The following is a 7,033-nucleotide window of genomic DNA, read 5'->3' on the forward strand; positions in this document are numbered from 1 at the left end:
GACGGACTGACGCAATAAGGAACTGCAAAATGACCGAACTGAAGAACGATCGTTATCTGCGTGCGCTGCTGCGCCAGCCCGTTGATGTCACCCCGGTGTGGATGATGCGCCAGGCGGGACGCTATCTGCCAGAGTACAAAGCCACGCGCGCGCAGGCGGGCGATTTTATGTCGCTGTGCAAAAACGCCGAGCTGGCCTGTGAAGTGACGCTCCAGCCGCTGCGCCGCTTCCCGCTCGATGCCGCCATTCTTTTTTCGGACATTCTCACCATTCCGGATGCGATGGGCCTTGGGCTCTATTTCGAAACCGGCGAGGGCCCGCGTTTTACCTCACCGATCAAAAGCAAAGCCGACGTTGATAAGTTGCCGATCCCCGATCCGGAAGGCGAGCTGGGCTATGTGATGAACGCCGTGCGCACCATTCGCCGCGAGCTCAAAGGCGATGTGCCGCTGATTGGCTTCTCCGGTAGTCCGTGGACGCTGGCCACCTACATGGTGGAAGGCGGCAGCAGCAAAGCCTTTACCGTCATCAAAAAGATGATGTACGCCGAGCCGCTGGCCCTGCATGCGCTGCTCGACAAGCTCGCGAAGAGCGTCACGCTCTACCTCAACGCGCAGATTAAAGCAGGTGCGCAGTCGGTGATGATTTTCGACACCTGGGGCGGCGTGCTGACCGGACGTGATTATCAGCAGTTCTCCCTGTACTACATGCACAAAATTGTCGATGGCCTGCTGCGTGAAAACGAAGGCCGTCGCGTGCCGGTGACGCTGTTTACCAAAGGCGGCGGCCAGTGGCTGGAAGCGATGGCGGCCACCGGCTGCGACGCGCTGGGCCTCGACTGGACCACCGATATTGCCGATGCGCGCCGTCGCGTGGGGGACAAAGTGGCGCTTCAGGGCAACATGGACCCGTCCATGCTCTATGCACAGCCTGCCCGTATCGAAGAGGAAGTGTCGACTATACTGTCTGGTTTCGGCCAGGGTGAAGGCCACGTCTTTAACCTCGGCCACGGCATTCATCAGGATGTGCCGCCTGAACACGCAGGCGTATTTGTGGAGGCGGTGCATCGGCTTTCTGCCCAGTATCATAAGTAAGGAGTGGTTATGGATCTCGCGTCGCTACGCGCTCAGCAAATCGAACTGGCTTCATCGGTGATCCGTGAGGATCGTCTGGATACGGACCCTCCGCGGTACATTGGCGGGGCGGACGTCGGGTTTGAGCAGGGCGGTGAAGTGACGCGAGCGGCGATGGTGGTGCTGAAATACCCGTCGCTGGAGCTGGTGGAGTACAAGGTGGCGCGTATCGCCACCACCATGCCCTATATCCCCGGCTTTCTCTCCTTCCGCGAATATCCCGCGCTGCTGGCCGCGTGGGAACAACTCTCGCAAAAACCTGACCTGCTGTTTGTTGATGGGCATGGTATCTCCCATCCGCGTCGCTTAGGCGTTGCCAGCCACTTTGGTCTGCTGGTGGACGTGCCAACCATCGGCGTGGCGAAAAAACGCCTGTGCGGCGCGTTTGAGCCGCTCTCTGCCGAACCGGGCGCGCTGGCGCCGCTTATTCATAAAGGCGAGCAGCTGGCGTGGGTCTGGCGCAGTAAAGCGCGCTGCAACCCGCTGTTTATCGCAACCGGGCATCGGGTGAGCATGGACAGCGCCCTGGCGTGGGTGCAACGCTGTATGAAGGGCTACCGTTTACCGGAGCCAACCCGCTGGGCTGACGCCGTGGCCTCTTCACGTCCGGCATTCATTCGTTGGCAGGAAATTCAGCCGTGATTCAGGTAAACTGCGGCTAATTTTCGATTCGAGACATCATCATGTTACAAAACCCGATTCATCTGCGCCTTGAAAAGCTGGAAAGCTGGCAGCACGTGACGTTTATGGCTTGCCTGTGCGAGCGCATGTATCCCAACTATGCCGCGTTCTGCAAGCAGACAGCGTTTGGCGAAGGCCAGATTTATCGTCGTATCCTGGATTTAATCTGGGAGACGCTGACGGTCAAAGACGCGAAGGTGAATTTTGACTCTCAGCTCGAAAAGCTGGAAGAGGCTATTCCGGCTGCGGATGATTTCGACCTGTATGGCGTCTACCCGGCCATTGATGCCTGTGTGGCGTTGAGCGAGCTGATCCACTCCCGTCTGAGCGGTGAAACCCTGGAACACGCCATTGAAGTCAGTAAGGCATCCATTACCACCGTTGCGATGCTGGAAATGACCCAGGAAGGCCGTGAAATGACCGACGAAGAGCTGCGTGCTAACCCGGCGGTAGAACAGGAATGGGACATTCAGTGGGAGATTTTCCGCCTGCTGGCAGAGTGTGAAGAGCGTGATATTGAGCTGATCAAAGGGCTGCGCGCGGACCTGCGCGAGGCCGGCGAGAGCAATATTGGTATAATTTTTAACCAATGAGACAACAAAACGTGATTTAACGCCTGTTTTGTCGCTCCTCGACTCTTCCCTTTCGCCCCCCGTCTGGTCTACATTTGGGGGGCGAAAAAAAGTGGCTATCGGTGCGTGTATGCAGGAGAGTGCTTTTTTGGCATTTTCGTCGCACTCGATGCTTAGCAAGCGATAAACACATTGAAAGGATAACTTATGAACAAGACTCAACTGATTGATGTAATTGCGGACAAGGCTGATCTGTCTAAAGTGCAGGCTAAAGCTGCTCTGGAATCTACCCTGGCTGCTATTACTGAGTCTCTGAAAGAAGGCGATGCTGTACAACTGGTTGGTTTCGGTACCTTCAAAGTGAACCACCGCGCTGAGCGTACTGGCCGCAACCCGCAGACCGGTAAAGAAATCAAAATCGCCGCAGCTAACGTGCCGGCATTTGTTTCTGGTAAAGCACTGAAAGACGCAGTTAAGTAAGACGCGTGGCAGTGAACAGTTTTAACGAAGGGGCGGCAACGCCCCTTTTGTCATTCTGGCGTGGACCGCTCGCGCTGGCAGGCGTACTGTTGCTCTCTGCCTGTAGTCATGATTCCTCACTCCCCCCGTTTACCGCCAGCGGCTACGCTGACAACCAGGGTGCGGTCAGGATCTGGCGCAAAGATTCCAGCGATGAAGTCCATATGCTCACCGCGTTCAGCCCATGGCATAACGGCAATACCTCGACCGCAGAATACCGCTGGCAGGGCGATGCCCTGTCGCTCATTGAACTGAATATCTACAGTAAGACTCCCGAACACGTGAAGGTGCGTTTCGACGACCACGGCGAGCTGAGCTTTATGCAGCATGAGGTCAGTGGACTGAAACAGCAGCTTTCCAGCGATCAGGTCGCCCTCTACCGCTACCGTGCTGAACAACTTCGCCAGACCAGCGATGCGCTGCGTCAGGGCCGCGTGGTGCTGCGTCAGGGGCGCTGGCATGCCGACGGCACGGTGACCACCTGCGAAGGGCAGACGGTGAAGCCTGAGCTTGAATCCTGGGCAACCGAACACATTCAGCGTCGTCAGCGGCATTCATCTGTGGAGGTGAGTGTGGCATGGCTGGAAGCGCCGGAAGGCTCTCAGCTGTTGCTGGTGGCGAATGAAGATTTCTGCACCTGGCAGCCGACAGAAAAGAGTTTTTGATTTAAGTCCCCTCTCCCTTGAGGGAGAGGGTTAGGGTGAGGGGAAATTACTCTCCCTGCTCCCGCGCAATAGCACGATAACCGATATCCTGACGGCTGAAGCTGCCGTTCCAGTGAATATCCGCCATCAGCGCATAGGCGCGTTTCTGCGCTTCTGCCACGGTCTGGCCCAGCGCGGTCGCACACAGCACGCGGCCGCCGTTGGTGAGCACGCGGTCATCGTCAGCCAGCTTCGTACCGGCGTGGAACACCTTCGCGCCGTCAATCTCTTCCAGCGGCAGGCCGTGGATCTCATCTCCAGTGTTGTAGCTACCCGGATACCCACCCGCAGCAATCACCACACCTAAAGAGGCACGCTCGTCCCACTCTGACGTTTTCTCATCCAGTTTGCCTTCGCACGCCGCCAGACACAGATCCACCAGGTCGGATTTCATGCGCAGCATGATCGGCTGGGTTTCCGGATCGCCAAAGCGGCAGTTGAATTCGATCACCTTCGGGTTACCCTGCTTGTCGATCATCAGGCCTGCATAAAGGAAACCGGTGTAGGTATTGCCTTCCGCCGCCATCCCTTTCACGGTTGGCCAGATGATGCGGTCCATGGTGCGCTGATGCACCTCATCGGTAACAACGGGAGCAGGAGAGTAAGCGCCCATTCCCCCAGTGTTGGGGCCGGTATCGCCATTGCCCACACGCTTGTGATCCTGGCTGGTGGCCATCGGCAGAACGTGCTCGCCATCGACCATCACGATAAAGCTCGCCTCTTCGCCGTCGAGGAACTCTTCAATCACGATGCGGTGGCCCGCATCGCCAAAGGCGTTGCCTGCCAGCATATCCTGAACCGCGGCTTCGGCTTCTTCGAGGGTCATCGCGACGATCACGCCTTTACCCGCGGCCAGACCGTCGGCCTTGATAACAATCGGCGCGCCCTTCTCACGTAACCAGGCCAGAGCAGGCTCCACTTCAGTGAAATTCTGATATTCCGCCGTCGGGATGTTATGACGCGCGAGAAAATCTTTGGTGAAGGCTTTTGAGCCTTCCAGCTGTGCGGCACCCTCCGTTGGGCCAAAGATTTTCAGGCCAGCTGCGCGGAAGGCGTCTACGACGCCAATCACCAGCGGCGCTTCCGGGCCAACGATGGTCAGATCGATGTTCTCGGTCTGGGCAAAGCTCAGCAGTGCCGGGATATCGGTCACGCCGATGGCGACGTTTTGCAGCGCGGGTTCCAGCGCCGTACCGGCATTACCCGGTGCCACAAAGACGGTTTCAACCTGCGGAGACTGCGCTGCTTTCCACGCCAGGGCGTGCTCGCGCCCGCCGTTACCAATCACTAATACTTTCATTTTCTGCTCCGGGAATTAATGGCGGAAGTGGCGCATGTCGGTGAAGATCATTGCGATGCCGTGTTCGTCGGCAGCGGCAATCACTTCGTCATCACGGATTGAACCGCCAGGCTGGATCACACAGGTGATACCCACAGCAGCGGCCGCATCGATTCCGTCGCGGAACGGGAAGAAGGCATCAGAGGCCATGGCGGAGCCTTTCACTTCCAGATCTTCGTCGCCTGCTTTGATACCGGCAATTTTTGCAGAGTAAACGCGGCTCATCTGGCCTGCGCCTATCCCGATGGTCATGTTCTCTTTGGCGTAGACGATGGCGTTGGATTTCACGAACTTAGCCACTTTCCAGCAGAACAGCGCGTCACGCAGCTCCTGTTCGGTCGGCTGACGTTTGGTCACCACGCGCAGGTCGGCTTCTGTCACCATCCCCAGATCGCGGTCCTGAACCAGCAGACCGCCGTTCACGCGCTTGAAGTCCAGGCCCGGCACGCGTTCCGCCCACTGACCGCAAACCAGCACGCGCACATTCTGTTTTGCCGCAGTGATTTTCAGCGCTTCTTCTGATGCGGACGGCGCGATGATCACTTCGACAAACTGGCGGGAGATGATGGCCTGCGCGGTTTCCGCATCCAGCTCGCGGTTAAAGGCGATAATGCCGCCGAACGCGGAGGTCGGGTCGGTTTTGTAGGCGCGATCGTAGGCATCCAGAATAGAAGTGCTTACCGCAACGCCGCATGGGTTGGCGTGCTTGACGATAACGCAGGCCGGCTCGCTGAATTCTTTCACGCATTCCAGCGCGGCGTCGGTGTCGGCAATGTTGTTATAGGAAAGGGCTTTGCCCTGAACCTGCTGGGCGGTCGCAACGGAGGCTTCCTTTACCTCTTCTTCTATATAGAAGGCAGCCTGCTGGTGGCTGTTCTCACCGTAACGCATATCCTGCTTCTTAATGAAGTTCAGGTTCAGGGTGCGCGGGAAGCGGCCAGAGGGATCTTTGCTTTCACCATGGTAAGCCGGTACCAGGCTACCGAAGTAGTTGGCGATCATGCTGTCGTAGGCGGCGGTATGCTCGAAGGCTTTGATGGCGAGATCGAAACGCGTTTCAAGTGTCAGGGACCCTTCGTTGGCATCCATCTCATTAATAATGGCGTTGTAGTCGCTGCTCTTCACCACGATGGCCACATCTTTATGGTTCTTGGCTGCGGAGCGCACCATGGTCGGGCCGCCGATATCGATATTTTCAACCGCATCTTCCAGAGAGCAGCCTTCGCGGGCGACGGTCTGGGCGAACGGGTAGAGGTTAACAACGACCATATCGATAGGCGCGATATCGTGCTGTTCCATAATGGCGTCGTCCTGACCGCGACGGCCAAGAATACCGCCGTGGACTTTCGGATGCAGTGTTTTGACGCGTCCATCCATCATTTCCGGGAAACCGGTGTAATCGGACACTTCGGTTACCGGCAGACCTTTCTCTGCTAACAGGCGCGCGGTGCCACCTGTAGAAAGCAGCTCCACACCGCGTGCGGAAAGTGCCTGGGCGAATTCGACGATACCGGCTTTATCAGAAACACTGAGCAGAGCGCGGCGGACTGGACGACGTTGTTGCATGGTAAATCCCCTGGATTTCACGATTACAGAGAGCGTTAGATGAATTTTCCTGTGAAAAACTCATCTAACACACCTGACGAGGCATCCTTGTAAAGCGCGAGCATTTTAACGAAAACGTTTGCGCAACGCTCGCACATTTTTACTTTTTCGTATCATTGTGGATAAGTCTGTGTGTAAAAAGGTATAAGGCGGGGTTTTGCTGTGGAATGCAGCAGTCAGTCATTTTTCTGTCATTTAGCGGTTGCGGCCTGCGGAGAACTCCCTATAATGCGCCTCCATCGACACGGCGGATGTGAATCACTTCACAAACAACCCGGTCGGTTGAAGAGAAAAAATCCTGAAAATCAGGATTGACTCTGAAAGAGGAAAGCGTAATATACGCCACCTCGCAACGGTGAGCGAAAGCCGCGTTGCACTGCTCTTTAACAATTTATCAGACAATCTGTGTGGGCACTCAAAGTGACATGGATTCTTAACGTCCTCGGACGATAAATGAATACCAAGTCTCAACGAGTGAAC

At 56.6% G+C, this 7,033-nt stretch carries 7 protein-coding genes; 5 read left to right on the forward strand and 2 right to left on the reverse strand.

Translation table 11 applies throughout. The annotated features are described in order from the left end of the window. Nucleotides 1–29 precede the first annotated feature (29 nt). The 5 genes from hemE (at nucleotide 30) to ACOTXD_RS21435 (ending at nucleotide 3,570) form a co-directional block, all read left to right on the forward strand. On the forward strand, nucleotides 30–1,094 hold the full coding sequence (gene hemE, locus ACOTXD_RS21415) for a uroporphyrinogen decarboxylase (protein ID WP_022650209.1): 1,065 nt from the start codon (nucleotides 30–32) through the stop codon (nucleotides 1,092–1,094). A gap of 9 nt (nucleotides 1,095–1,103) precedes the next feature. Continuing rightward, nucleotides 1,104–1,775 carry a deoxyribonuclease V gene (gene nfi / locus ACOTXD_RS21420; RefSeq protein ID WP_003862312.1) on the forward strand — a complete coding sequence of 224 codons (672 nt, stop codon included), beginning with the start codon at nucleotides 1,104–1,106 and terminating at the stop codon, nucleotides 1,773–1,775. A 41-nt stretch (nucleotides 1,776–1,816) separates the two neighbouring features. After that, nucleotides 1,817–2,407, forward strand: coding sequence for a YjaG family protein (locus tag ACOTXD_RS21425; RefSeq protein ID WP_003862310.1), 591 nt, complete (start codon nucleotides 1,817–1,819; stop codon nucleotides 2,405–2,407). Nucleotides 2,408–2,593: 186 nt separating this feature from the next. Beyond that, the gene (hupA, locus tag ACOTXD_RS21430) at nucleotides 2,594–2,866 is read left to right on the forward strand and encodes a nucleoid-associated protein HU-alpha (protein WP_002445246.1); all 273 of its coding nucleotides are present in this window, start codon (nucleotides 2,594–2,596) and stop codon (nucleotides 2,864–2,866) included. 11 nt (nucleotides 2,867–2,877) lie between these two features. Further along, nucleotides 2,878–3,570 (forward strand): DUF1481 domain-containing protein, encoded by a 693-nt coding sequence (locus ACOTXD_RS21435; protein WP_022646713.1) that lies wholly within the window; start codon nucleotides 2,878–2,880, stop codon nucleotides 3,568–3,570. Nucleotides 3,571–3,616: 46 nt separating this feature from the next. Here the strand turns inward: ACOTXD_RS21435 and purD are convergent, their stop codons facing one another. Then, nucleotides 3,617–4,909 (reverse strand): phosphoribosylamine--glycine ligase, encoded by a 1,293-nt coding sequence (gene purD, locus ACOTXD_RS21440; protein ID WP_022650211.1) that lies wholly within the window; start codon nucleotides 4,907–4,909, stop codon nucleotides 3,617–3,619. A gap of 15 nt (nucleotides 4,910–4,924) precedes the next feature. Further along, a complete protein-coding gene (gene purH / locus ACOTXD_RS21445; protein ID WP_126501538.1) occupies nucleotides 4,925–6,514 on the reverse strand; it encodes a bifunctional phosphoribosylaminoimidazolecarboxamide formyltransferase/IMP cyclohydrolase in 1,590 nt (529 codons plus the stop codon). Nucleotides 6,515–7,033: the final 519 nt, after the last annotated feature.

It is taken from the genome of Enterobacter cloacae complex sp. CDL013 (assembly GCF_049238805.1).
GTDB lineage: Bacteria > Pseudomonadota > Gammaproteobacteria > Enterobacterales > Enterobacteriaceae > Enterobacter > Enterobacter hormaechei_C.